17 protein-coding genes are annotated in these 25,816 nt (G+C 64.9%); 2 read left to right on the plus strand and 15 right to left on the minus strand.

Features of this window, described 5'->3' with window-relative positions; translation table 11 throughout:
• Positions 1 to 114 precede the first annotated feature (114 nt).
• The 15 genes from nagA to FJZ36_06290 all read right to left on the minus strand — a co-directional run bounded on the left by nagA (position 115) and on the right by FJZ36_06290 (position 25,058).
• Positions 115 to 1,572 (minus strand): N-acetylglucosamine-6-phosphate deacetylase, encoded by a 1,458-nt coding sequence (nagA, locus tag FJZ36_06220; protein ID MBM3214491.1) that lies wholly within the window; start codon positions 1,570 to 1,572, stop codon positions 115 to 117.
• A gap of 54 nt (positions 1,573 to 1,626) precedes the next feature.
• On the minus strand, positions 1,627 to 2,589 hold the full coding sequence (locus FJZ36_06225) for a hypothetical protein (GenBank protein MBM3214492.1): 963 nt from the start codon (positions 2,587 to 2,589) through the stop codon (positions 1,627 to 1,629).
• A gap of 224 nt (positions 2,590 to 2,813) precedes the next feature.
• A complete protein-coding gene (metH, locus tag FJZ36_06230) occupies positions 2,814 to 6,266 on the minus strand; it encodes a methionine synthase (protein MBM3214493.1) in 3,453 nt (1,150 codons plus the stop codon).
• 15 nt (positions 6,267 to 6,281) lie between these two features.
• Positions 6,282 to 9,932: a hypothetical protein gene (locus FJZ36_06235; protein ID MBM3214494.1), complete on the minus strand. Its 3,651-nt coding sequence runs from the start codon at positions 9,930 to 9,932 to the stop codon at positions 6,282 to 6,284.
• Between the two features lie 36 nt (positions 9,933 to 9,968).
• Positions 9,969 to 10,661 (minus strand): hypothetical protein, encoded by a 693-nt coding sequence (locus FJZ36_06240; protein ID MBM3214495.1) that lies wholly within the window; start codon positions 10,659 to 10,661, stop codon positions 9,969 to 9,971.
• 15 nt (positions 10,662 to 10,676) lie between these two features.
• Entirely contained in the window at positions 10,677 to 12,557 is a 1,881-nt protein-coding gene (locus FJZ36_06245; GenBank protein ID MBM3214496.1) for a peptidyl-prolyl cis-trans isomerase, read from the minus strand.
• A 61-nt stretch (positions 12,558 to 12,618) separates the two neighbouring features.
• The gene (gene mfd, locus FJZ36_06250) at positions 12,619 to 16,080 is read right to left on the minus strand and encodes a transcription-repair coupling factor (protein MBM3214497.1); all 3,462 of its coding nucleotides are present in this window, start codon (positions 16,078 to 16,080) and stop codon (positions 12,619 to 12,621) included.
• A 69-nt stretch (positions 16,081 to 16,149) separates the two neighbouring features.
• Positions 16,150 to 16,995, minus strand: a complete 846-nt coding sequence (locus FJZ36_06255) for a hypothetical protein (GenBank protein MBM3214498.1) — start codon at positions 16,993 to 16,995, stop codon at positions 16,150 to 16,152.
• Between the two features lie 13 nt (positions 16,996 to 17,008).
• Positions 17,009 to 17,800 (minus strand): DUF3108 domain-containing protein, encoded by a 792-nt coding sequence (locus FJZ36_06260; GenBank protein MBM3214499.1) that lies wholly within the window; start codon positions 17,798 to 17,800, stop codon positions 17,009 to 17,011.
• Positions 17,801 to 17,859: 59 nt separating this feature from the next.
• Complete coding sequence (locus FJZ36_06265; GenBank protein MBM3214500.1) at positions 17,860 to 18,750, minus strand: fibronectin type III domain-containing protein; 891 nt, start codon at positions 18,748 to 18,750, stop codon at positions 17,860 to 17,862.
• A gap of 56 nt (positions 18,751 to 18,806) precedes the next feature.
• Positions 18,807 to 19,481 (minus strand): hypothetical protein, encoded by a 675-nt coding sequence (locus tag FJZ36_06270; protein MBM3214501.1) that lies wholly within the window; start codon positions 19,479 to 19,481, stop codon positions 18,807 to 18,809.
• Positions 19,482 to 19,554: 73 nt separating this feature from the next.
• A complete protein-coding gene (locus FJZ36_06275; GenBank protein ID MBM3214502.1) occupies positions 19,555 to 20,787 on the minus strand; it encodes a UPF0261 family protein in 1,233 nt (410 codons plus the stop codon).
• Positions 20,788 to 20,816: 29 nt separating this feature from the next.
• Entirely contained in the window at positions 20,817 to 21,770 is a 954-nt protein-coding gene (locus FJZ36_06280) for a Gfo/Idh/MocA family oxidoreductase (protein ID MBM3214503.1), read from the minus strand.
• 80 nt (positions 21,771 to 21,850) lie between these two features.
• Positions 21,851 to 24,409, minus strand: a complete 2,559-nt coding sequence (locus tag FJZ36_06285) for a bifunctional YncE family protein/alkaline phosphatase family protein (GenBank protein MBM3214504.1) — start codon at positions 24,407 to 24,409, stop codon at positions 21,851 to 21,853.
• 4 nt (positions 24,410 to 24,413) lie between these two features.
• On the minus strand, positions 24,414 to 25,058 hold the full coding sequence (locus FJZ36_06290; protein MBM3214505.1) for a ThuA domain-containing protein: 645 nt from the start codon (positions 25,056 to 25,058) through the stop codon (positions 24,414 to 24,416).
• Positions 25,059 to 25,209: 151 nt separating this feature from the next.
• Here FJZ36_06290 and FJZ36_06295 point away from each other — a divergent pair, with 151 nt between their 5' ends.
• Both FJZ36_06295 and FJZ36_06300 read left to right on the plus strand, forming a co-directional pair.
• A complete protein-coding gene (locus FJZ36_06295; protein ID MBM3214506.1) occupies positions 25,210 to 25,569 on the plus strand; it encodes an MFS transporter in 360 nt (119 codons plus the stop codon).
• Between the two features lie 25 nt (positions 25,570 to 25,594).
• Complete coding sequence (locus tag FJZ36_06300) at positions 25,595 to 25,807, plus strand: heavy-metal-associated domain-containing protein (protein ID MBM3214507.1); 213 nt, start codon at positions 25,595 to 25,597, stop codon at positions 25,805 to 25,807.
• Positions 25,808 to 25,816 lie beyond the last annotated feature (9 nt).

Here is a 25,816-nt window from a genome sequence, read left to right on the forward strand (position 1 = left end):
GTTGCCTGAGGGCGACAAGGTGCGCGACGCGCTGCCGAATCACTGTCTCCGAATCGTCGAGCAGCGCGAGAACGAGGGCTGGGTCGCGATCTCCGCCACGCTCGCCGCGCGCAGCTAGCTGCGTCGATAGACCTCCGAGCCGTCGACGAGCGTCTGCACGACTTCCCACTCCGGCGAGAACAGAACCGCGTCCGCGCGTTTCCCCGGTTCCAGCGAACCCAGCTCGACTTCGAGCCCAAGGCGTCGAGCCGGGTTGTGCGACGCCATACGCACCGCTTCCGCGATCCCGACGCCGATGCGCTCGTGGGCGACTCTCACGGCGTCGATCATGCGGATCGTCGAGCTCGCGTAGCCGGACGCATCGGGCATCATCGCGACGCCATTCCTCACAACGAACGGCACGCCCTCGCCTCGGCGACCGAACTCGTACTCGCCGTCGGGCATGCCCGCCGCCCGCTGGGCGTCCGTGACGATCAAGACGCCATCGACGCCTTTGCATCGCACGGCGAGGCGCATCAGCTCGTCGGGCACGTGGTGACCGTCGGCGATCAGCTCGGTCGTCATGCCGTCCAGGAGCAGCGACGCCTCGACTAGACCGCCGATCCTCGCCGGGCCCCGCTTCGTCACCGAGGACATCGCATTGTAGAGGTGCGTCGAGTGGCGGAGCCCCCAACCGACCGCCTCCTCGACCTGCGGATAGGTCGCTTCGGAGTGCCCCGCGCTGGCGACGATCCCGCGTTCCGTGAGCGCGCGGATGAGTCCTTCGCTGCCGGGCAGTTCCGGGGCGAGCGTCATCCAGCGAACCTCGTCCCGTTCCAGCAGCGGCATGTAGTCGTCGGGACGGGGCGCGCGGATGTAGCGGGCGAGGTGACATCCGCGCTTGGCGGGGCTGAAGTAGGGCCCCTCGACGTGGACGCCGAGCAGTCGCGCGCCTCCCGCGCCGCTCGCCATGGCTTCCGCGACGCTATCCATCGTACGCATGAACCCGCCGAGCGAGTCTGCGCCGGTGGTCGCCAGCAGAGACGTTGTTCCACCGGTCGCGTGGTAGCCGGCGATGCGTTGGGCGTCGGACGCTGCTCCGTCCATGAAATCGGAGCCCGCGCCGCCGTGGATATGGACGTCAATGAATCCGGGAGCGATATAGAGCCCGCTCGCGTCGACGATCCGCCATCCCGACCGTGAGTCCGGCGGCGATATCCATCTGCCGGCTTCGATCCAGAGACCGTCGGCATTCGGTTCGACACGGAACGGTGTGATCCGCGTTCCGTTGAGGATGGCGGTGCGTTCGGAAGTCGGCTGGGGAGCGGCGATGTCGGCGCGAGGCATCAGCGCCTCCGGGATGAACCGGCGGCGAGATCGCCCGGCGAACACCGCAGCACCGCGCAGACGCGCTCTACGGCGGTCGGCGAAGCGGCTGGGAAGAAGAGCGCCGAGTAGAGCACGGACGGGCCCACCTGCCGAGCCACCGCCATCAGCGAAAGCCGCCTCGATTCCAGCACCGCTTGTACGCGTTCGGGACTGGCTCGCTCGAGGCGCGGCGTCGCAGGTTTCAGTGACGTCGCGGATGGACATTCTGCGCGAAGCGCGGTCACGATCGAGCTCCTCGCCGTGAAGGGCGGTAGGATGTCAGGACTCGGCAGCGTCCAAGTCGACGTCCAGATCGTTCGCAACGTGCCGTCGGGGCGGCGTCATCGGCAACACTCGACTGGGCTGCTCGGACGACGACTCGCCGAAGTAGTCGGCGCGTGAGATGATTCTGTCGCCATGCGGGTCATACGCCTGGACGAACCGACCGTCGCGGAACACGGTCACATGGTTCGTTTCCTCGCTGACCGCGATCGCCACCAGCACTTCGTCGAGTGACGACCCGTAGATCGCCGCGCTGTGACGGGCACTGCCGTCCATGAGCCGCTCGACCTTCGAATAGACCTTATAGGATCGCACTCCCTCGACCATCTGGCGCGTTCGGACGATGATGCCGCACAGGTCGACGATGAGGGCTCCGTCGCGTTCCTCGTAGCCCAGCACGTCGCCCTCGTCGCTCAGCCGGAGCTCCTTGCCACCCATGTACTCGAAGACGTTGTAGGCGTTGGGCGAGAAGATGTGCGGCTGACGGTCGATGCCTCGGAACTCGTCATGATCGAGGTACTCCGCCTGTCCTTCGTGGAAGTCGGAGAAATGCCCCGGATCCATGTTCCGCGCGTCGACGAGCAGCACGAGCAGACCTCGGTTGTGCTGGGTCTCGACGCTTTCGAGGGCGAAGCGGCAGGCGAGCGAGGTCAACTTCTCGATGTACAGCTCGACTAACTGCGCCCGATCTTCGGCGAGCTGCTCGAACCGCCGCCGCGAGACGCTCATCTCGAGGATACGTTCCTCGACTCGTCGTTCGACCAGACCGGGGATGCCGGCTTCGGTGTCGGCACGGCTCCGCTCGGCATCGGCGAGCGCATCACGGAGTTCGTCGACCTGGCACTGGAGGGCGCGGATAGAGTCCTCGTACGCCTCGCGCTCTTCGCGGAGCTTGTCGCGCTCGCGTGCGGCGTCAAGGAGCCGGAAGTAGGTCGTCCGTCGCAGGAGCTTGATGGGCACTGGTTGCCTCGTACCACGCGAGCGCCGCCTCCCCAACCGGGCTCTTCGGGGGCTGAACCACCCGCGGCAGCCGTCCACGGCAAGCGCGGACGGAGCCGGTCGGCGAGGACAATGGAGCCTCTCATTGCGATTGATACGTCCTGCGGGTTACGGCGTTACAGCGCATTGTGCCGGGTTGGCGATGCCACAGCCGCTGTTCGCGCGATCGCTCGGCGGACCGTTGGCTACCGGTCTGCCGCCGCTCGCGCGTCGAAGTATGTCGCGTCGGGGTGATGGAACACCAGCGCCGACACACTCGCCTCGGGGTCCATCATGCCGGTCTCCGTCAGCGCCACCCCGATCTCAGCCGGGCTCAGCAAGGAGAAGAGCGTCTTCTGCTCCGCCAGGTCGGGACACGCTGGATACCCGAAGCTGTACCGGCGTCCTCGGTACTCTGTGCGGAACCGTTGCTGCATTGTCATATCGCGCGGATCGCCAAAGCCCCACATCGCGCGGACGCGGGCGTGGAGCCATTCCGCCGCCGCCTCGGCGTACTCGAAGGCGAGCGAGCCCAGGGCATGCGACATCAGGTACTTACCCGCTCGCTTCAACTCCTCGGCGCGCTCTCGGACGCCTTCGCCAGCCGTGGTGACGAACAAGCACAGATTGTCGGTTCCGCCGCCATCGACTGGAGCCACGTAGTCCGCCAGGCACAGTCGGTTCCCATCCGGCTGACGCGGGAACCGGAACGACGCGACCGTCCGCGAGTGATCGGGAGATAGGATCTCGATGGTCGAGCCGCGCGACACGCACGGGAAGAACTGATAGACGGCTCGCGCGCGCAGCCAGCCTTCTCGCGCAGACGCGGCGCGTATCTCGTCGATGAGCGCCTGTAGCTCGCGAGCGCGAGGATCGCCCGCGTCGATCTGTCGTCGGAAGCTGCCGCGCAGTCCCAGGTCTCGCCCGTAGAGCAACTGCGGATCGATGAACGGGAAGAGCTCATCCGGGTCCGGCTCGATCACGTGTCGTCGGTAGTCTGGCGGCGGCGGCACATCAGCACGTCGTACCTCCGTGCGGATCGTTGCCACGGATTCCGCCACTTCGGAGGACGGCTTCGGATCCGCCAGTTCCGCCGCTGGCGCGTCGACTCTCAGCGCCTCGCGGCTCTTGGGGTCCATGATAACATTGGCGAGTCGAAGTCCGTCCATCGCGTCCTTCGCGTAGGCGACAATCCCTTTTCCGTAGGCGGGAGCGATCCGCGACCGCGTGAACCGGTCGGAGAGCGCTGCGCCACCGACGAGCAGGGGAACTTCGATGCCCGCCGTCGTCAGGTCCTCGGCGGATGTCACCATCATCTGCGCCGACTTCACGAGCAACCCGGACAGTCCGATGATGTCCGGGCGATGCTCCTCGTACGCTTCCACGAGGCGTTCCGGCGCGACCTTGATGCCCAGATTCACGACTCGGTACCCGTTGTTCGAGAGGATGATATCGACCAGGTTCTTGCCGATGTCGTGGACATCGCCCTTCACCGTCGCGAGAATCACCGTGCCCTTGGTCGACGTCTCGGACTTCTCCATGAACGGTTCGAGGTGATCGACCGCTGCCTTCATCGCCTCGGCGCTCTGGAGCACCTCTGCCACGATGAGCTGTTTGTCGTTGAACAGCCTGCCGACCTCATCCATCCCCGCCATCAGCGGTCCGTTGATGACATCCAACGGAGATCGCTCGGCGAGCGCCAGGTTCAGGTCGTCGACCAAGCCGTCCTTCGAGCCATCGACGATGTAGCGAGCGAGTCGCTCATTGAGCGACAGGCCCTCCATCGGCGCTGACGATGTCGCTTCCTGCGCGTCCCGGAAGGCGTCGCTGAACTCCTGGATCGCCTGCTCCGAGTTTTCGAACAGAAGCCGTTCGGCAAGCGCGCGCTCCGATTCGGGGATCGACGAGTAGCGGACGAGCCGTTCCGAGTTCACGATGGCGAGGTCGAGTCCCGCTTTCGTGCAGTGGTAGAGGAACACCGAGTTGAGCGTTTCCCTGCCCGCCGGAGGCAGCCCGAACGAGACATTCGAGATGCCGAGAACGGTCTTGCACTGCGGGAACGCCTCCTTGAGCCGCCGTACGCCCTCGATGGTCTCCCAACCGGCGTTCATGTACGTTGCATCGCCGGTTCCGACGGGGAAGACGAGAGGGTCCCAGATGATGTCCTCTTCCGGGACGCCGTACTTGCCGGTCAGCAGCGCATGGCTTCGTTGCGCGATCGCTAGCTTGCGATCCGCCGTGACGCCCATGCCTTGAACCGGGTCTTCGTCAATCGTCCCGCAGACGAGCGCGGCTCCGTAGCGCCGCGCAATCGGCACGACACGCGTGAAACGTTCCTCACCGTCCTCTAGGTTCACCGAGTTGATGATCGCCTTCCCCTGGCAGAACCGGAGCGCCTCTTCGATGACGTCCGGGTCCGTCGAGTCGATCATCAGGGGAGCCCGAGTCTTGCGCACGAGGTGCGACAAGAACGAACGCATGTCGCTCAGCTCGTCGCGGTCGGGGTCCTGAAGGCATACATCGACGACGTGCGCGCCGTTGCGGACCTGAGCCCGCCCGATCTCTGCGGCTTCCTCGTGCTTGCCTTGCGCGATGAGCCGCTTGAACTTCCGGCTGCCCAGAACGTTCGTCCGCTCTCCGATCAGATAGGGTCTGCCGTCGTCTTCGAGAGCCAGGAACTCGATCCCCGAGACGCGCGTCTGGCGCACAGGAGAGGCTTGACGCGGCGCGTGCGCCTCGGCGACTGCGGAGAACGCTCGGATGTGCGCGGGCGTCGTGCCGCAGCATCCGCCGATGGCGTTGATCCAGCCGGACTCGGCGAAGCGGGCGAGGACGCGCGCCATCGATTCCGGGGTCTCGTGGTAGCTGCCGTTCTCGTCCGGCAGACCCGCGTTGGGAACGCAGGTGATGCGGGACTCGCTCTGCTGCGCGAGAGCGCGGACGTGGTCGGTCATAAAGGTCGGACCTGTCGAGCAGTTCAACCCGACGCTGAACAACGGCAAGTGCTCGACGGATGTCGCGAAGGCTTCGATGCTCTGTCCAGCGAGCATCGTCCCCATCAGCTCGATGGTGCACGACACCATCAACGGGACGTCGATCCCCGACTCCCGGATCGCGTCGAGAATCCCGACGGCGCTCGCCTTGACGTTCCGAGTATCCTGAGCCGTCTCCAGCAGCAGGAGATCGACTCCTCCGTCGATCAGCCCCAGCGCCTGCTCTCGATAGGCGGCGACCAGCTCATCCCAGGTCACGCCGCCGGTGACGGACATCGCCTTGGTGCTGGGGCCCATCGATCCGGCGACGAATCGCGGTTTGCCGCCGCTCGATCGGTCGGCGCACTCCCGCGCGAGAGCCGCAGCCAGACGGTTCAGCTCGAACGCGTCGCCTGCGAGCCCGTACTCGGACAGAACGATGCTCGTCGAGCCGAAGGTGTTCGTCTCGATGATGTCCGCGCCCGCGTCGAGGTAGCCCCGATGGATGCCGGCGATGGCTTCGGGACGCGTGCGGACCAGGTTCTCGTTGCAGCCTTCGAGCTCAGCGCCGCCATAATCGGCGGCTTTCAAGTCGAGCGCTTGGATCGCGGTTCCCATCGCTCCGTCAACGACGAGGATCCGCTCTGCGGCGACGTCTTCGATCTCTCGGCGAGTCCATCTTGCCACGCGACACTCCGCTCGTCAGAAGCCCGACCTGCCCAAGCCGCCTGCGGTGAACGTAGACGGAACGCCGATCGGCAGGCTCCTGAAGCCCCAGCTCTGCGTGATCCCGTCGTAGCCCGCGCCCATGGTGACCATCGGGTCGGCGATCAGATTGATCTGGTAGGTGAATTCCTTGCGAACGTTGCCGATGCTGCCGTAGCGCCTCCAGGTGATGTGGAGGTCCCAGTCGCGCAGGTTCCTGCGCAGCGTCAGGTTCTGCGAGAACGGATGGAGGTAGGCGACGCCCGACGAGCGCGCCAGCGAGTTCGTTCGCCATCCGGTCGGGTTGGCGATCCGGTCTCGGTCGTAGTCCCACTGAGTGTCGAGGGAGATCTCCAGCAGCGTGCTGGGTCGCCACGATCCGCCGATCAGGAACGACCGTCGCGCCGACGTGTAGTTGGTGTACTGGCTCCCCAGGTCGAGGTTCCACCCCTTCGTGTAGTTGCCGCCGCGATAGTGGAGCGCCGACGACAGCCCGATCAACGAGAAGGGGGCTCGCTGGATCGTGGACGTTGGCGAGTACGTGTTGGGATCGACCGTCGTCTGCAGCGTGCCATAGAGGTTCCCGCTGCTGAGGGGCGAGAAGTTCATCGTGCCGCTGATGAACTCCCACTTTCGGTCGCCGACCGCCGACCGGTCCGTGTAGTCCCGCGACGTTCGGACGCTCAGCGTCAGGGCGTTCACGACCTTGTTGGCGCGCGTCTTGATCTGGACGTTCGACGTGAGGCTGAGCCGGATGAGCTTCCGTTCGTAGAGGTACGTGCTGGAACCGAACGGATAGAGCTTGATCGTGTCCGGCGACGGGTTGTCGGGGTCTTCGTCGGCGTCATTCGCCGACGGGGCCCAGTCGAAGCCGGCTTCCGAGCGAACCTCGTGCCGGAGTCGATTGGCGCCGGGAACCCAACCGATGTCCCACACGCGGAACAGCAGGTTGCTCAGGCTCGAACTCGCGCTGACCAGAGGACGGATGATGTTCGTGTTCCCCTTCTGGTCCTTCTGGTGCCAGACGGCTTGGGTGCTGCCCCTCAGCGACAGCACGAACTCGCGCGTCTGGGTCAGTTTGAGCTTGGACTGCTTCGAGACGTCGAGACCCAGATCGCCGGCTTGGAGGAACACGTCCTCGGTCTCGTCGGCGGACAGACCTCGCGCTTGGCGTATCGCCTGGATCCCCGGCGAGTAGCGGAACTCGTTCCGGTACAGATTCGCTATGGTCCCGTCGAGCGAGAAGTTCGCGTCCGTCAGCGTTGGCACGGCGAGGAGAGGAAGCTTCCATCGGTCCACGCGTCGAGCGGCTTGCATCAGCCGGTCGTTGATCCGCCGGAGTCCCCACAGCCGTTCGAGTTCAGATGACCACGACAAGGTCAGTTCCGGCAGGCGTTGGTTCGTGCCGCTGCTGTCCTCGCTGAGCTCGAACGTCTTGTCGACCGTCAGGCGACCGTCGACGGAGGTCGCTCCCTGCCCGGAGATGGAGCTGAACGTAACGACGCCGAACGTCTGGAGCTCGGCGCGGTCGGTTCCGTAGCTTCCGAAGTAGTTGCGGTTCCCGTACTGTACCTTGCCCCAGAACGTGACGCCGCGACGCTCGTAGCGCCCCGTCTTGTCCCACGGAGTTGGGACCTCCATCCGATGGCTAGCGGCTCCATCCCACTGCCTGCCGATCTTGAACGTTTCCTGCCGCCCGTAGGAGTAAATGTCTTTCGTGAACAGGTAGACCTCGCCGTTCATCGTGCGCCGACGCCCCGCCTGAACGACGTAGAGGGCTTCGGGCGCCTCGATGACCGAGCTCACCTCGCCCTTCTCCAAGCCGACCGAGGCTCGATAGACGTTCAGCGGCACGTCTCCGCGACCCGTGTACCCGATGTAGCCGCCGTCCTCGGCGCTCTCGGCGTTGCTGATCTCTCGCGCCAGTTGGGCGAAGTCGGGAGTGGGCTCCTTGTCGGCAAGCCGCAGCAGCAGGATGCCCTCGTCCACCGAGATGGCTTCGGTGGTCTCGCCGACCTGCAGCTCCGTCAGGAGCCGTCGTTGGCTGTAGTCGAAGTCGTTGATCGGCGTGCGGATGGTCTGCGCGCCGGGAGGTCCCTGCGGAACCGGCTCGGAACTGTCGCTGGCTGAGCCCGGCGTCTGGGCGGCGACTCCGACGCCTCTCCGCCTCTCCTTCTCGGAGTCGGTCCAGGCGGATTCAGGCACGTTTGAGCCGTATCGCGAGAGCATCGCGGCGAAGTCCTCGCCGTTCCGGGCGGATCGCAGCAGGCGTTGCGCGAGGTCCGCCGTCTCCTGCTTCGATTCGTCGCTCGCCTGAATCGGCACGAACACCTGCTGCACCTGTTTCTCGACTGTGCCGTAGAGGTCCATCGTGTCAGAGACGCGGAAGATGTAGAAGCCGCTCTCCGTCGCCACGACCGGACTGACCTGCCCGTACTCCAGCAAGAGCGCGACGGATTCCAGGTCTGGCGTCAAGGCGGCATCGCCGGGCACCAGGTATCCGAGGATCGAGAACCGCCCTCCCAAGCGCTCGAGATCCTCGCCCTTGGCGGCACCGGCCTGAATCTCATCGGCGCGTTGTCGCGCGCGCGTCACGTCGTCCTCGGCGCGCGGATGCGGGAGGAACAGACGTTGGACCAGAACCTGGTCGAAGTCGCCGGCGAGTCGGTCCCGTATCTCGCTGGCGCGGCGCTTCAGGGCGGTCTTTTCGTCGGTGGTCGCGTCCTCGGGGATGTCGAAACGGATCTCGCGCAGCTCGACATCGCGAATCTGGTACTTCGTCTCGGTTCCCTCGCCGGTTCCCCGCAGCGACGAGTAGTCGAACTGAACGGCGCTCCGCACGCGCTGACGGCGCGCCAACGGCACGTTGACGCTGAACCAGTTGCCCTGGAACGTGTCCGACCCCAGTTTCACGATGACCGTGGACGGGCGCTTCTCGCGGATGCTGCGGCGATAAGCGGGAATGTAGAGGAGAGGCACGCCGCCGATCATGAAGACGACGTGCTTGGCGATGATCTCGTTGTCGAGATGGACGATGATCCGCGAGGCACGGAAGTAGGTGTGGGGGTACTTCAGCGAGCTCGTCGTCAGGCGCCCCCCATTGATGAGGGACTCCTTCTCGGACACCCGGAGGATTCGGTATCCCTGGTAGTACCAGGGCGAGCCGTACGCCGCGCCGCCGTGCGCGATCCCCTGCTTCGTGCGCAGGTTGAACACGAGCTCGTCGGCGTAGGTCACCTCCTCATCGACCCGCAGCCGCACGTTGCCCTCGGCGCGTAGGACGTTCTCGTCGAAGTCCGCCCATGCGTTTTCCGACTCGAGAACCATGTTCTCGAACCGGATGTACGCGCCGCCCTTGAGGTGGACGATATTATCTCGCCAGACGACCTGCTCCGCGCCCTCGACGTAGGCTTGGTCCTTGCGGAGCTCCATGGTTCTGCCGAGGACGCTCGCGTCCAACGCCTCCGCCGATTCGGGAGGCTGGGCTGGGGCATCCGCCGCGTCGGCGGGCGGCGGAGCCTCCTCAACCGGATCGGCGGCATCTGCTAGCCAAGGGACTGCCAACGCCAGCCAGGAAGCGAGCGCCAGTCGATACCATCGTCGCCAGCGACGCCTGCCTGGCACGTGCCCGGCTCCCACTGACTCCATTGCCCCTCCGGCGCGCCGTCATCCTGGCGGGCTCCGCTAGAACGTCACGTGTATTTTGATGAACGCCTTGGCTCGGAGCGCCACGATGTACTTCTCGCGCTCCGCGGCGAACCGTGTCTCGCGCAAGGCGTCCAGTGCCGCATCCTTGGTCTCGTACTCGCCCGGATGTTCGGCGAAGTGGGCGACGGCTTCGGCGTCGGTGACGTGGATTTTCGGCACCACGTCGCGCTTGAGGAGCTCCTTGATGCGAAGGCTCTTGCGCATCTCGCGTTCGAACGACGCCTTGGAATAGCCCTGGGCAGCGAGGGAACGCTCGAACTCGGCGTCGTCTTTCAGGTTCTGATCCGCGCGAAACTGCCGTATCTCCTCTTCCAGCATGCGCGGGTTGATGGCGAGCTCAGGCTTCTCGCGTTCCTGTCGCTGGGCTTCCTGTTCGAGCACCGTGCTGGCGATCAGGTCGTCCAGCCGCTCGGACGCATGAGACTCCGCGATCTGCTTCGCCTCTTCGGGACTTCGTCGTTCGTAGACGCGCAACAACTGGATGTGCTCGTTGATGAGCCGGTTCAAGTCGCCTTGCGTCAGTACGTCCTGATTCACCGTGGCGACGATGCGGTCCACGATCTTCGCGAACCCCGCCTGTCCGGTCGCCGCGCCGAGGGCGACCAGACAGACCGTGACGAGACCGCGCAGAGCGAGCGATGGTCTCACGCGCCTTCCCTCCGAGATGATGCGGGTGGAACGCCGCTACTCCTGGCTGTCGGAAGATTCCTCGTCGGACGGCTTTGAGGGCGGCTCCGGCACGCGGTCTTCATGGACGACGAGGCTGCTCTTCGTCCGAAGCCCGTCCAGCCAATCGAGCAGCTTGGCTTGCCGCTTCTGGGTCTCAGCGCTGCGTTCCGCCTGGTTGCGGACCTGGTCGAGCGTCTGCGTGCGTTCGGGCGTCCTATCGTCGACCTTGAAGATCATGTAGTAGTTGACGCCGTCGAGCTCCTGCTCGATCGGTTCCGGCGTTACTTCGCCAACGGGAACCTGGAACGCGGCTTCCGTAAACGCCGCCGCGTGCGAATAGGTATCACGGCTGAAGAAGTTCGTGTCGCCGTTCATCTGACCGCCGGGACCCACGTTCTTGCCCATCTCGGTCAGCGTCTTCGCGGCTTCCTTGATATCTCGTCCCTCTTGGATCTCCTTGAGGGTGGATTCGGCTTCAGCCTTGTCCGTGAAAGTGAGGCAGGTGATCCGCACCTTCTCGGGTTCGACATACTCGGACGTGTGTGCGTCGTAGTAGGCTTGGATGTCCTCGTCGGTCACCTCGACCTGCTCGTCCACCTGCTGCTTGACCAGTTTCTCGACCATGAGCTGGTGGCGGTACTCGACGAACTTCGCGTCGTCTTCCGGGCGGCTGCCGATTCCGGCGTCGCCGCCGTCGAGGAGCTTCAGCTCGTCCAGCGTCTCCTCCTGGAGCAGGTTGGTCAAGCCTTCGCGACCCTCATACCGGCTTTGCCGATACTCGGGGAGATCGACGAACACGTTCCACAGCATCCCCCACGTGTACTGAATGGGCGTGCCATTCCAGGCGTACTCGGCGAGGACGAGCCCCTTGTCGACTTCCGTCGGCAGAACTGTCGGTTCCTTGGGGGTCTCTTCCGCAGCGGCTTCCTCGCTGCCTTCGGTTGACTCCTCGGTCTGCTCCTCGTCCTGGGTCAGCTTCACGTTCGGCACGCGGTCAGGATAGACGACCAGCCCCGACGTGTCCTTGAGCCACTGGTGCCATTCCTTCTCGCGGGCTTCGGTCTTCTCTCGTTCGGCGCTTTGGCGCGCGGAGTCGACGACCTCCTCGAAGGTCTGCTGACGCGGCTGGTTGTGCTCCTCGAGCCGGAAGAGCATGTAGTACTGCTGATCCCGGACGGTCTGGACGTGGAGCTCCTTCGTCATCTCGCCGACTTCCATCTCGAACGCCTTGTCGACGAACTCCTGCGCCATCGGGTACGAATTGCGGGCAAACAACCCCGTGTCGCCCTCGCGAGTCCCGCCGGGCCCGTCGTTCTGGTTCAGCTTCGAGAACGCGCTGACGACTTCCTTCAGGTCCTCGCCGCCGAGGATACGGTCGAGCGCTGCTTGCGCTTTCTCCTGATCCGTCATCGCCAGCGAGATCAGCCGAACCTGCTCCGGGATGATGTACTCGTCCGTGTGGGTGTCGTAGTAGGCGCGGACCTCTTCGTCGGTGACGACGACCTTGTCGTCGATCTGCCGCGTGGAGATCTCGTCTTTGATCAACTGGCGGCGGTACTTCTCCACCTTGTTGTTGATCTCGGCAATGTTCTGCAGACCCATCTCACGCGCCAGCTCCAGCAGAACGCGGCTCTCCGCCATGAGGGTCACGTATTCGACGTTGCCCTCGCGCCCTTCGTAGTCGTCGCGGCGGTACTCCGGGAGGTCTGCCAGTTCCTTGCGGAGCTCGCTGAGCAGGATCTCGCGCTTCTGACCGTTCCACACGTACTCGGCGAGGACGACGTCGTCCTGTGGCGCCACTTTCGTCTGCGCCGTCGCGACGCTCGCCGTCGTCGCAGCGAACGCGACGCACCCAACCCAGGCAGTGAAACGAGTCGCCCAGTATCGAGCCCTCATGGTGTCTCCTTGTTCTCTGATCGCTACGAACCCATCGCCCGATCGTGCCACCGCTGGCAGATCAAGCTACCGTCGTACCTGGGGCGGAAGCCCCCGAACCCAACTGACGCAGAGCGTCGAACAGTGTATCGAACAGGTCTCGAGGTTCCATCGATGCCGCCGGAACGATCAACCGAGACGGTGGCACGGGCCGCGCCCCGGGTCGGCTCCTCACGAGTTCGAGGACGCGAACGGGGTCGAGCGCCGCTCGCTTCTCGTCCACGACAAACTGGATCGCGTTGCCGCCTACGGCGATGGAGGTCACCCCCAGCCTGGCGGCGAGCGATCGCAGCAGCGCCACGTCGAGCAGCGTCGTCACCTGCGATGGTAGCGCGCCGAACCGGTCGACGATCTCCTCTTCGAGCGCCCGCCGGTCGGACCGATCGCGGATCGCTCCGATTCGCTTATAGAGCAGCAGCTTGGTCGCCTGATCCGGAACGAAGGCTTCCGGTATGAACGCCGATACGGGCAGCTTGATCTGGGTCTCGATCTCCTCCTCGACCGGCTCGCCGCGCCGCTGTGCGACGGCGTTCTCGAGGAGCTTGCAGTAGAGGTCGTATCCGACGGCGGCGATGTGACCGTGCTGCTGCGGACCCAGCAGGTTGCCGGCGCCGCGAATCTCCATGTCGCGCAGAGCGATCTTGAACCCGGAACCCAGGTCGGTGAACTCCTCGATGACTCGGAGCCTTTTCTGCGATTCCTCGGTCATCACGCGATCTTCGGGATAGAACAGGTAGCCGTACGCCCGCCGATCCGACCTGCCCACGCGACCCCGAAGCTGATAGAGCTGCGCCAGACCGAGGGCGTCGGCGCGGTTGATCAGGATCGTGTTGACGTTCGGAATGTCCAACCCAGATTCGATGATGGTCGTGCACACCAGCACGTCGAACTCGTGCCGGATGAAGCGCATCATCGCGGACTCGAGGATGGATTCGCTCATCTGCCCGTGCGCGACTTCGAACCGCGCCTCCGGGACGAGCTCGCGCAGACCGTTGGCAATACTCTCGATCGTCTCGACGCGGTTATGGACGAAGAATACCTGTCCGCCTCGCCCGACCTCGCGCACGATCGCCTGCCGGACCGTGTCGGGACGATACTCCATCACGCTGGTCTCGATGGGAAGCCGGTTCTCCGGCGGCGTGTCGATGACGCTCAGGTCGCGCGCCCCGGCGACCGCCATGTGGAGCGTCCGGGGAATAGGCGTCGCGGTCATCGTCAGCACATCGACCTGCTTCCGCATCTGCTTGAGGCGTTCTTTGTGCTTGACGCCGAAGCGATGCTCCTCGTCGATGATGAGCAACCCCAAGTCGCGGAATCTGACGTCGGCCGACAACAGCCGGTGCGTCCCGACGACGACGTCGCAGGTGCCCTTGGCGAGCATTTCGAGAGTGTCGGAAATGTCTTTGGGGCTCGCGAACCGGCTGAGCAACCGTGCGCGAACCGGAAATTGCCGAAATCGCTCGACGCACGTCAGGTAGTGCTGCTGGGCGAGGACCGTGGTCGGCACGAGGATGGCGACCTGTTTCATGTCCATCACCGCTTTGAACGCCGCGCGGATCGCGACTTCGGTTTTTCCGTAGCCGACGTCGCCGCACAGGAGGCGATCCATCGGGCGCGCTGTCTCCATGTCGCGCTTCACATCGACGATGGCGCGTTCCTGATCGGGAGTCTCATCGAACGGGAACGCTGCCTCGAACTCGGTCTGCCACGGCGTGTCCGGCTGGAACGCGTGACCCGCCGCCGTCTGACGCGCGGCATACAGAGCGATCAGCTCTTCCGCCAAGTCCTCCACCGACCGCTGCACCTTCGACTTGAGCCGGGCCCAAGCGGAGCCGCCGAGCCGGTCGACGGAAGGTCCTTTGTCGCCTCCGCCGATGTACTTCTGGATCAGGTTGATGTTGTACGTGGGCACGTAGAGCATGTCGCCGGCGGCGTACTGGAGCGCTAGGAAGTCGTGCTCGTCCGCGCCGACCTTCATGCGTCGGATGCCCTTGTAGCGCGCGATGCCATGCGTCGTGTGCACGACGTGGTCGTCTTCCTGGAGATCGACCAGGTTGACGACTGGCTTGCCGTCGCGGAACCGGCTCTGACGGTGTCGCACAACGCGCTGCCCGAAGATGTCCTCTTGCGCGGCGACGACGAGCCGCGCCGTCGGGGAGATGAAGCCGTCCGAGACCGTGCCGACATGTGTCGACACGTTGCCACTCGCGACTCCGTGATCCTCGAGGACGTCGTGCATTTGGGCAGCAGCCTTCGCCGTCTCCGAGAAGACGGCGACGCGGTACCCGGCGGCGGACCATCGCGGGATGGCTTCGAGGAACCGCTGCAGGTTCCCCTTCTCCTCGACGAGCGGCGTCGCCGTGATCGTCGTATGGCGGGCAGAGCCTTCGGATGTCATCGAGACAGACGCCTCTACCGTCCGTCGGGACCCGATACGTTCCCGAAACGCATCGGTGGAGACATATGCCTCGTGGCTGTCCATCCAGAGCCTTCCCTCGGCGCGCGCGTCGTCGGTGAGACGGGCTCCGTGCTCGAAGAAGCGCTCCATCTCGCGATCCATCCACTTGGGTTCGTCGAGATAGACGACGGCATCTTCGGAGAGCATGTCGATAAGGGTCTCGCGGTTCGCGCTGAGGTACGGGTAGTAGAGCTCGACGTCCGCGAGCCCTCCCATTTCAAAGAGCTGTTCGGTCAACGTTTCGATGTGAGCGCGAAGCGTGGTCGTGGGAGCCTCCGCGTAGCGGACGCTCGTTCGGAGCAGCCACTCCTGCCTCGCCGCATCGCTCATGATCCACTCGTGCGCGGGCGGGATCGAGGCGGATCGAGCCCCGGACATGGAGCGTTGCGACGCCTCGTCAAACTCCCGGATCGACTCGATTTCGTCCCCAAAGAACTCGATCCGCAGCGGACGGCGTGCCGTGAGCGGGTAGACGTCGAGGATGCCTCCGCGGTGGGCGAACTGCCCTTTGAGCTCGACCGTCTCCGTTCGGTGGTATCCCGCCTCGCCGAGTCTGCCGACGAACTCGGTCATGTCGCATAGGTCGCCGACGTGGATCGTCGTCATGAGCTCGTTGAAGGCGTCGCGTGCGGGAAGGAACTGAGACACCGCGTGGATGGACGAGACGATGGTTCCGCCGGTCGAGAGCATAGCGCGGGATTCGACGCGCTCGGATCGCAGGCTCTTGCGCGAATCCGCCGAGCCCTCTCCGAGCGTGTCCGGCAGCAGCGGGAAGAACCCGACGCGGTCCAGGTCGAACGCGTGCAGGTCGTGATAGACCTTGCGGGCTTCGGCTTGAGTCGGGAAGACAGCCAGCAACAGCGCGTCCGAAGGGAGGTCGCGGCGCATGCAAGCGAGAAGGAAGGCGTTCCCAGCGCCGTGGATTCCCGACACCTGCACCGGTTCGCGGGCACACGACTCCCGCAAGAGAGACGTGAACGACCGGTACGCATCGGTTGTCCGGAGCAGATCCGTCAGCGAGTTCATGCCGTCACGATTGTACCCGCAATCGGTGCTCAGGCAAGCGCAAGTGCTTCCTGCCGACACCCGAAAACGTTATCGGGACGCGAACCAGAGGCGGTCGGCGGTCTCCCCGAGCACATGCGACAGCGTCGCCGGCTCCAAGCGCATCTCTTCCCGGAAGATGGCGAGATGCTGAGCGTAGGTGACTTTCGGACACCACAGTTCGCAGGGAAAGTCGCTGCCCCACATACAACGGCGAGGACCGTAGCCTTCGATGACGGCATGGACCAGATCGTGCGTGTCGGCGCATGGGTAGGCTTCTTTGGATCCCGTAACGGCGAAGGTCACCTTCGCGTGCAGGTTCGGCAGCGCCGCCAGTTCGAGCACCCGCGCCAGCTTGTCGGTATCGCCGGCGTGCAGGTCCATGCAGTGATCCAGCACGACGGGCACGTTGGGATGGCGCAGGAGATGCCCTGCGAGCTGGTCGGTGTGTTCCATGCCGATCAGGACGCAGATCGTGAGCCCGAGCTCGTCCGCCGCTTGCCAGAGGGCCCGATGTCCGGGATGGTCGAAAATCCGATGATTGTCCTCCGTCGGATAGGTGCGGAGACCGCGGACGTTGCGCTTGGCGACGAGCTCGGCGAGCTTCGACGGGCTCGATGCGTCCAGCGGATCGAGCGTCACGACGGCGGTCGTCCATCCACGCTGGTCGGTGGCGATGTCGCACGTCGCACGGTTGTCGAAATGGTAGTGCGTCAACGTCTGGATCAGGACGACATTTGAAACGCCGTTCGCACGGGTTTCGCGGATCATGTGCTCCACGGTCCCGGTTCCTTCTGGGGGAACCAGGGGCTTCTCCCGGCGCGGGTACTTCGCCGTATCGGTCGAGTAGATGTGGGCATGGGTGTCGACAACGCGCACGGACAGTGACCTCCTCATCGACTCATGCGAGCTATGGGCGAATGCGCGAGCTGATCCCAGGAATGCCGGACCACCCGCGCAGCGTGGCAACGAGCTTGCCGAACACGCGGATGGGCGCTTCGATGCGAACCGGGATTCGCCGCTCGTCCGCCGTGATCCACACGGAGAAGCCGTCGGATGCCTGGAGGCGGAGGGTCTTGACGCGACCCAGCGGCGCAGGAGCGGTGTAGTACTCGTAGCGGAGCACGTCGACGGCGACGTCGAAGAGACGGGTTCCGGTGAAGAACGTGTACTCGTACCGCACGCCGGGTACAAGGTCCTTCGTGCGCAGGTAGTAGACCATCGAGAGCTCATCGAGCACGCCTTGCGGCATCTTGCGGTCGCGTTGTTCCCGCTTCCCATCTCGCCAGACGGTCGCTGTGTTGAGATCGCGGTCGAAAGCGACGGAGAAGTCGCCGCGATAGGAGCGGTCCTCGATCAGCTTCTCGTATCGCGTCGGCAGCATCGTTGCCGCCGAAATGTAGCTGACCTTCCGATCCTTGAAGTGGTAGACCTTGTCGAGGAGCGGCGAAGGAGCCGCATCCGAGACGAGGCGCAGCACGCGCTCGCCCCCGACGCTCGGCTGGGCTGTCACGTCGAGGCTCTGTGTGCCAGCGGAGAGCCTGCCGAGCTTCACGTCGTAGACCAGGCTCTCTCCCGCTCGCACCGGCATCGGCTCTAAGAACGGAGCGGCGTCGAGGGGATGCGCATCTGCTCCGAGCGCCGAGAGAGCGAGCCAAGTGCAGAGGATCGTGAGGTATCTGTTGGCAATGGTGCGACGCATGTCTGAACCCAGCGGGGTGTGGAGCGCCGCCGATGATCGACGGCGCTCGCTCCTTGCGGTTAGCGCTTCGCCGGACGACCGCGAGTGACCGATGCCGGCGCGATACCAGGAGCCAAGTCCGTGTTGTCTCGCTGGAGCTGGTATGCCCAATCGAACGTCAAAGCCTCTTCCGAGACGCGGCGCACGCGGATCTTGGCGTAGTGTCCGTCAGGCGTGTAGAACGCGTAGGCATGTCCTTCGAGCATCTCGGTGGCAATCGTCGTATAGCCGCGCACGGGCGCGACGTCGACGTCGGTCATGTCCTCGCGATACCCGAGGTCTTGCATGAACAGGTCGTCGTGATCGGAGTAGAGGTAGGCGATGTTGACCTCGGTGTCGAAGCCGAAGAAGACGTCGAGATCGCGGTCCAGGAGGTCATCGCCGTTGCGGTCCCAATGGGTCGCCCCGCTGTTGGCGCGGCTGAAGGAGAACCCGGATCGTGACGGATTCAGCCTGAAGTTCGAGAGCGTCACGCTGAAGCCCTCCGGTCTCGGCGTGTCCTCGACCGTCTCCGGGCTGAACGCGCTCGAGTGCCCGCTCCGGTCGAACGCGAGGACGGCGTAGAAGTACGTCGTGCCGTTCCGAACGTCGCGATCGACATACTCCGTGACATGGGAATCGACCGTGGCGATCCGGCGATAGTCCTCACGGGCATCGCGGCTGCGCCAGACTTCGTAGCCGTCGAGGTCCTTTTCGCCGTTGGCGTACCAGCGGATGATGACCTCGTTGTCGCCGCTGACGGAGTAGACGCCTCGCGGAGCGGCAGGGGCTTCGTCGTCTCCCTCGTCGGTGACATCGACGAAGCACCCGGTTCCCACGAAGCCGATGAGGATCGTCAGACCCAGCGCGATCCATCCCGACACGACGCCTTGACGCCAGCCCGTATGCATACGGTGCGTATTGGCTTCCATAGCGTTCCTAGTCCTATTCTGGGATCAGTCCCGGTCTGGCGGACACAGGACGCGACCTAGGGCAGCGGCACGTTCACGATCCCTAGCGTCTGCGCTGCCCACAGGATGGCGAGTCCGGAAAACAGCGGTATCGTCAGATTGTCGTTGATCCGCAGGGGCAGCAGCTCTGCGAGCGTCGCGGCGATGGCTCCCGACAGCGCCAACCGGACGCCGATGCTCCAATCGGGCTTCACCTGCCAGAACAGCAGCAGTCCCAGCCCGAAGCAGGCGATGAAGCACGCCAAGCTGCCCTCAAGGCTCTTCCGAGCGAAGAGGCGAATCTTGCCAATCGCGGTCCCGACAAGCGCCGCAGCGAAGTCCCCGAAGATGAGGAACAGCATCGCGGCGATGGCGATTGACGGACTGAACAACGCAACCGCGAGAAACGATCCGAGCAAGTAGTAGCCTGCGCCGGTCACGCCACGGAACTCGTCGGCGCGGAGCATCCAACCGAACGTCTGCGCGAAGAGGCGATTCAGCTTCGGATCAGCCAGCCGTACCCATTCGAGCGCGAAGTAGACGACCGTCATCGCGCCGAGGATGGCTGCCGCAACGGGACGCGAGACCCAGTGCGCGTCCGTTCCCGGGATTCGGAGCTTGAGACCGAGGTAGTAGAGCAACGGGATCACCAGCCCGGATGCGTGTAATCCCTTGCGTCGGAGCTCTCGGATCAAGCGTCGAACGCGCTGCATATCGCCCTTCGATTCCTTGTCGATTCAGCGCGGCGGAGATGCGCGAATCTGCCTCAAGAACGCCCGCGCAAAGTCAGGCGTTGACGCCGCTGCCGTCGCGCAGTGCCTCGATGAGGGCGTTCGCCGCCGCCTCTGCGAACGCATCGTCGTTGATGTGGGCGTCCATTTCGATAACTCGGACGCGGGATCCGGCTGCTGTCCGCAGATGAGCCAGCAAAGCCGCGTCCGCGTCGGCGTCGTGGAACGGTTTGCCTTCGGCATCGATGGCGGAGACGCCCCGCGCCGGATGGAGATACGTCACGCAGCCTGTCGCTGTGTTCAGCTTCCTGCCGATCAGGTCGCCCAGGGCGGCGTTCTCTTCGGCGGTCGTTCGCATCAGCGTCACGTTCGGGTTGTGCTGGTAGAACCGGCGTCCCGCGAACCGACTGGGAACCGTGTCCGGGCTGCCGAAGTTCACCATGTCGAGCGCCCCGGGCGCGACCACCTGCGGGATGCCTAGCTTCCCCGCGACTTCGAGTCGCTCAGGACCAGCGGAGAGCGACCCGCCGACCAACTCGTCGGCGAGCTCCGTCGTCGTGATGTCGAGCACGCCACGGATGAAGCCGCCCCGGATCAGGTCCTCCATCGCTCTACCGCCGGTTCCCGTCGCGTGGAACACGAGCACTTCGTAGCCCGCCGCTTCGAGCACGGCGCGAGCCTTCGTGACACAGGGCGTCGTCACGCCGAACATCGTCGCCGCCAGTAGCGGGCGGTCGCCGGCGCTCTCGGTTCGGGGTGTCTGCACCATCCCGGCAATCGCCGCCGCCGCGTTCTCGAAGACTCGCCGCGAAACGCTGTTGACGCCGGAGATGTCCACGACGGAGTACATCACGGCGACGTCCTTGGAGCCGATGTAGGGTCCCATGTTCCCCGACGCGATGGTGGAGACCATCAGCTTCGGGACGCCGACCGGCAGCGCGCGCATCGCGGACGTGCCGATGGTCGTTCCGGCGGAACCGCCGAGCGACACGACCCCATGAATCGCGCCCTCCGCGTGGAGACGTTCCGCGACGACCGCGACGCCAGCCGCCATCGCCGTGACGCTCTTGCCGCGATCCGCCTCGGCGCGTAGCGCGGAGAGCGACGTGCCCGCAGCCTCAGCGACGGTTCCGGCGCTGACAGCAGGTTCGAACAGTGGGTCGCCGACGATCCCGACGTTGATGACGCAGGTCGCGACGCCCAGAGCCTCGGCGCGCTCCTTCAGGAACTGGAGCTCGGGGCCCTTCGTGTCGAGCGTGCCGACGATGGCGACGACAGGACGATCCATCTTGGCTTCCTCCGCCGATGGAACGAGGATCAGCGCTTCGGCCCGATGCCCTCGAGACGGTCGACGAGATCGGACGTATGGACGACGTCGCGGATGTCGCTGATGGGAGTCTTGCCCTCGCGGACGCACTCGACGAAATGCTCGTGCATGGTCAGGACGCCCTCGTAGCGGTCGCCGTCGTTCGGTTCTCCGCCGCCCAAGGTCGCGCCCGACACGACGCGCGGCGGCTGGTTATCCGCCAATATCTCGATCTGCTCGGGAATGCGCATGTAGCACCCGACGCCGTAGCCGTGGAGCTCCGACCGCAACACGCGCCCGCCCGAAGATCGGTTCCCCAGAACGATCCCCGTGCAGTTGTTGGCGAACCGGATCATGCCCGTGTAGCAGTTCCGCCAGTCGGCGTTATGGCAGTCCTGATACGCCGTCACTTCGGTGACCTCGCTCTGCGCCATGTAGCGGACGAGATCGACGACGTGGCAGACGTCGTTCCAGAGGGTCGTCGTCTCGCCGTCGCTACGGCTGATGAGCTTGTGGAACTCCCCGACGGCGAGCGTCGCGGGTCCGCGTTCTGCGACCAGACGCATCGCCTCGCGCGTGACCGCCGAATAGCGGCGCTGGTAGCCGACCATGCAGTAGACGCCGTTCGCCTCGGCCGCTTCCTTCATCGCCCAGGTCTCGTCGCTCGTCTTCCCCGGGGGCTTCTCGATGAAGATGTGCTTGCCGGCGTTCAGGCAATCGAGCGCTGGCTGGATGAGCCACCGCTCGTTCATGACGCAGTAGACGATGTCGAGCTCGACCTCGTCGAGCAGCTTCCGGTGATCCGTGAACTGGCGCGGAATGCCGTAGCGCTCGACGACACTCTTCATGCGCGCTTCATCGAGCTCGCAGACCGCCTCGACCTTCACATCCGGCAGGCGGTGCACGTTCGGGTAGTGCGCTCCCTGAGATCGTCCTCCGGCTCCGATGAATGCTGCCTTGAGCATGTCAGTCTCCTCCACGTCTGTTCGTCGCCCTGTTCGACCGCACGGGCGACCCGACGGGTCGCCCCTAGCGATTGGTCAACCTAGTCATCGTCGTCGCTGCCGTCCAGCGCCAGACCGAGCGCCTTCAGACCCGTCCCATGGGCTCCGGCAAAGTGCGCCGGATACGGTTCGTCTCCCTTGACGGAATGCCACAGGATGCGGTTCAGCGTGTTCTCGTCGGCGCGGTCGAACTCGTCGAAGCGTTCCTGCAAGCTGCGTTCCGCCCAATACTTGGCAGGACCTCGCAACGACCCGGTCGCTGGATTCATCTCATCCAACGGAACCGTGTTCGGACGCACGCGGTACGGGGCGAGATCGGGCTCCGACGTGAAGCACGCCGACATCACCGGCGACAGCGCGTCCATCTGGTTCAGCGGCGGGATGCCGAGAATGCGCGCCATCGTGTGGAGAACCGATGTCTGGTTGTAGAACTCGCTGACGACGGCTCCCCGCCGCGTGTAGGGACTGACCACGAGACCGATGGATCGGTGCCCATCGACATGGTCGAACCCCGCCTGCGGATCGTCCTCGACGACGAAGATGCAGGTCGTTGCCCAGAACCGGCTCTTCGATACCCCCTCCACGATCCGTCCCAGCGCGAGATCATTGTCCGCGACCTGGGCGCGTGGCGTTGGCGCTCCGGGAGACGTCCCTGTCGTGTGATCGCTTGGGAGGTAGACGATGGTCATCGACGGGAGGTCGCCGGATGCCTCGAACCCCTTCAGTTCCCTCAGGAACACGTCGGCGCGTAGCACGTCGGGGATTCTCATGTTCCAGCCGGGGTAGTCGCGGCTGCTGTACTTGCGCAGCCGGTCGATCCCGATGTTCTGGTCGAACCGGATCGCGCCCTTGCCGCTCACGTAGTCGGCGTAGATATCGGCGAAGCTGGCGTCTCTTGGCACAGGCTCGGAGTAGTCCATCTCGCCGTAGTTGCGGAACGACAGACCGTGCATCAGCACGCTGTCCCAGATGAACCCGGTGGACGAGTAGGTGAGTGGATCGTCGCCGAACGTGTAGCTGCGCGTGAAGCCGCCGAACGACTTCTCCAGGTGATCGGTCACGTTACCTTCCGTTGCCCACGAGTGCCCGTCGGCGGAGTTGACGCCGTTGCAGTAGAAGTTGTCCAGCAGGACGAACTCCTCGGCGAGGGCGTGGTGGTTCGGGGTGACCTCCCTGCCGAAGATGCAGAGCGACGGGTCGCCGTTTCCCTGAGGCAAGTCACCGAACACCTGGTCGTACGTCCGGTTCTCCTTGATGACGTAGATGACGTGCTCAAAGACGGACGGCTCGCCGACGCGCTCCGGCACGGGAACCGGCGGAACCTCGGAGTTGCTGCGCTCCCACGCGCGTAGTATCTGCGGAACGCGCGAGTCTGCCTTGACCTGTGCGGTGTACGTCGCGAGTTCGTCAGTAGAGGGCAATGACACGCGACTCACGGTCCCTAAGTGCCAGTAGACGCTCCAGCCCGAGCCCTCCTGCTTGCGGCTCCGGGAACCAAGCCCCTTCACGTTGGCGATGAAGAGCTCGTCGCCGTCGATGGCGACCGCGCCGGGATACCACGCGGTTGGGATGAAGCCCCGCACGGCGCTGGGGCTTCCGAGCTCGATGACGGCGACGGCGTTGTTCCCGGCGTTCGCGGTGTAGAGAACGGTTCCGTCGGCGCTCAAAGCGAGCGCGTTCGTCGCGCTGCCGAACGGCAGCGAGGGGTCGGGCCGTATCGAGATGGTCTCGACCACCGTCCGCGCGGCCGTGTCGATGACGCTCACCGTGTCCGAGTTGGCGTTGGCGACGTAGAGCCGGGAGCCATCCGGTGACAAGACGATGTCCGAGGGATGCAAGCCTGTCGCGATCTGAGCGATCTCTGCGCCGCTGGCTAGGTCGATGACAGAGAGCGTGCCGCTGGACGCGACGCCGCGCTCATCGACGAGCGTCGGGGAACCAGCCGAGGGAGCCGTTCTCTCGCCTTCGGCAGGTCTGCGTCCGCCCCAGTTGGAGACGTACGCCGTCGAGCCGTCCGGCGACAGGACGACATCGAACGGCGCGATCCCGACGGGTATCTCGCGGACGAGCGATCCAGAGGAGAGATCGACGACGCCCAGCGAGTTGTTCCGGGACAGGCAGATGTACGCGGTCTGCTCGTCTGACGACAGCGCAATGCCGCACGGATGGGAGCTCCCACCGTCGGAGCCCGGCAAACGGATCTTCCGCGCCCACTGCATGTCGCCGCCATCGAAGGGCACGGCTTCGTAGAGCATGTCCTGCGCCGTCGTCAGGAAAACGCGGCTTCCGTCGCGGCTCACGGCGATGCCGTGCATCGACCCGCCGCCGGACTCGAACGCGAGCTCCTGCCAAACGCTCCAGTCGTGCAGGTCGATCTGGACGAGTCCCCGGTTGTCCTTGGCCCACACTTTGGAGCCCCGCCGATCCACGACGAGGTCAACGGGTCTGCCGCCGAACTCGACGGACCTCCCAGCCGGACGGATGATCTGGCTCGTCGCGACGACGTGGGACCCGTCCTCGCGTTGCCCGACGACGAGCTCCGGGTCGTCGGCTCTCACGACAAGCGCCAAGAACAGCCAGAGGAACGCCAGATGGCGCATGCGCCTATATCCTTCCGCCCGCCCAGAGGACGCCGTTCGCCAGCAATCGGAGGAAGTCCGGCGCGTCGCTGAAGTCCTTCTGGTGACCCAGCGACGTGTAGAAGACGCGTCCGCCGTTGTGGAAGCGCGTCCAGGCGACCGGCTCCACGTGCTCCGGCGTCGAGCCGTTGAGCAGTAGCACCGTGCCGGGAGCCAGCGGCGTGTTCTTGTAGAGGCTCCCGTGGCTGTCGAACGCCGACACGCCTTCGAGGATCGGGTGATCTGCTGCGCGTTCGACGCGGCAGACGGAACCCGTGCCGTAGTGGCCCTGATAGTTGCCTCCCAGCACCTGTCTGTCGAAGACGAGCCAGTTCTGGAACGCATGGCTCGCCGTACGCACGCCGACGATGGGCCGTCCGGCGTCGCAGTAGGCGATGAACCGGTCGAGCTGGGCACCTGCCGTGTTCAGCCGCCTCGTAAAGACGAGGAGCACGTCGCAGTCGTCGATGGGGGAGAGGTCGCGGTCGTCGTCCTCGTTGGCGTAGACGATGACGTTCGTATCGATGGGGAACCGGCCGTCGATGTGCTCTGCGAAGAGCTGGAGCGATTGTTGCGCGTCGTACTCGAACGAGCCGGAGATCATGCAGAGCTTGAGGTTCGGCATGGGCATCCTACGGGCTGCGCGTCACGCGCCGACGCGCTCACTTGCGCGTGGAACCGCTTGCGGTGCGACGCAGGATACAACGATTCCGCGACTGCGTCACGTTGGCGTGCGACCGTGCCAGGCATCGGCTACACTGTCGCGTGATCGGAGCCCGCTCGTGCGCGACTTCGTCCCGAGCCTGATCGTCCTCGCTGTCGGCTTGGTCTCCCTGTGGCTTCCAGCAGGCCGAGCGCCCGCGCCGACATGGCTCGTCGCCATGGGTTTTGGCGTTTTGGCGATGCAGTCTGCCCTGCTGGCGCGCCGCGTGGGAAGCGAGCGGCGGCCGTCTGAGCGACCGCAGCGAGAGCTCGACCGCGAACCGACGCCCACACGCGAACGTGCCCAGGAAGCCGCCCCTCCAGTGGAGGAACGAGGCGACGCAGAACCTGACCTCGACAACGAGGCGGTTCCCGACGAAGAGGACGACACACGCCTACTCGACGCATTTGGGCTGCGCATCGATGAACCGGAACGCTGAGTTTACCTGACCAGGAGGTCAACCCATGGCACGAGCGATCCTGCACTCCGACGAGATCTCCTGCGACGGCTGTGTGAGAAGCATCCGCGCCGAGCTGTCCGAGATGGAAGGCGTCCAGTCCGTTGCCGGCGACCCGGACAAGCAGGAGGTCACCGTCGAGTTCGCAGCTCCTGCGACGCTCGAAGCGCTCAAGGCGGCGATGGACGACATCGGCTATCCGGTCGACGCAACGCGATAGGCGCAAGAC

The organism is Candidatus Poribacteria bacterium (assembly GCA_016866785.1).
Classification (GTDB): Bacteria; Poribacteria; WGA-4E.

Coding starts and splice junctions, on each gene's coding strand:
- nagA (MBM3214491.1), bottom strand. CDS start 1,572: ATGTCCATCCGCGACGTCACTGAAACCTGCGACGCCGCGCCTCGAGCG.
- FJZ36_06275 (MBM3214502.1), bottom strand. CDS start 20,787: ATGGATCGTCCTGTCGTCGCCATCGTCGGCACGCTCGACACGAAGGGC.
- FJZ36_06255 (MBM3214498.1), bottom strand. CDS start 16,995: ATGAGGAGGTCACTGTCCGTGCGCGTTGTCGACACCCATGCCCACATC.
- FJZ36_06265 (MBM3214500.1), bottom strand. CDS start 18,750: ATGGAAGCCAATACGCACCGTATGCATACGGGCTGGCGTCAAGGCGTC.
- FJZ36_06270 (MBM3214501.1), bottom strand. CDS start 19,481: ATGCAGCGCGTTCGACGCTTGATCCGAGAGCTCCGACGCAAGGGATTA.
- FJZ36_06260 (MBM3214499.1), bottom strand. CDS start 17,800: ATGCGTCGCACCATTGCCAACAGATACCTCACGATCCTCTGCACTTGG.
- FJZ36_06280 (MBM3214503.1), bottom strand. CDS start 21,770: ATGCTCAAGGCAGCATTCATCGGAGCCGGAGGACGATCTCAGGGAGCG.
- mfd (MBM3214497.1), bottom strand. CDS start 16,080: ATGAACTCGCTGACGGATCTGCTCCGGACAACCGATGCGTACCGGTCG.
- FJZ36_06290 (MBM3214505.1), bottom strand. CDS start 25,058: ATGCCCATGCCGAACCTCAAGCTCTGCATGATCTCCGGCTCGTTCGAG.
- FJZ36_06235 (MBM3214494.1), bottom strand. CDS start 9,932: ATGGAGTCAGTGGGAGCCGGGCACGTGCCAGGCAGGCGTCGCTGGCGA.
- FJZ36_06245 (MBM3214496.1), bottom strand. CDS start 12,557: ATGAGGGCTCGATACTGGGCGACTCGTTTCACTGCCTGGGTTGGGTGC.
- FJZ36_06285 (MBM3214504.1), bottom strand. CDS start 24,409: ATGCGCCATCTGGCGTTCCTCTGGCTGTTCTTGGCGCTTGTCGTGAGA.
- FJZ36_06300 (MBM3214507.1), top strand. CDS start 25,595: ATGGCACGAGCGATCCTGCACTCCGACGAGATCTCCTGCGACGGCTGT.